Origin of the sequence: Mesorhizobium sp. M8A.F.Ca.ET.202.01.1.1 (assembly GCF_004791595.1) — a bacterium.
Taxonomy (GTDB): domain Bacteria; phylum Pseudomonadota; class Alphaproteobacteria; order Rhizobiales; family Rhizobiaceae; genus Mesorhizobium.
In genome coordinates, this window is record NZ_SRUN01000260.1 from 1 (window position 1) to 294 (window position 294).

1 pseudogene is annotated in these 294 nt (G+C 53.4%); it reads left to right on the forward strand.

The annotated features are described in order from the left end of the window. A pseudogene (locus EN845_RS35765) lies at positions 1-294 on the forward strand (integrase); the annotation flags it as partial.

The following is a 294-nucleotide window of genomic DNA, read 5'->3' on the forward strand; positions in this document are numbered from 1 at the left end:
CAAATCTACCCGCAAGCCGTTCACCGAGACGGAAATTGCGGCTGTTGCCAAACGACTCGAACAATCGGATGCCAACGACCAGTTGGTAGCAATCCTTCAGATCGCACAGAATACCGGCGCTCATGCGAAGGAAATTTGCCTACTCTCCGGCAGCGATATTGTTCTTGATGCCCCAGTCCCCTTCATTCGCATCGACGTGAACGAAAATCGAAAGCGACTGAAAACGGGTGGCGCTCGTCATCGCGAGATTCCCCTAGTTGGGATCGCTTTGGAAGCTGCTAAGCGCCATCCAAC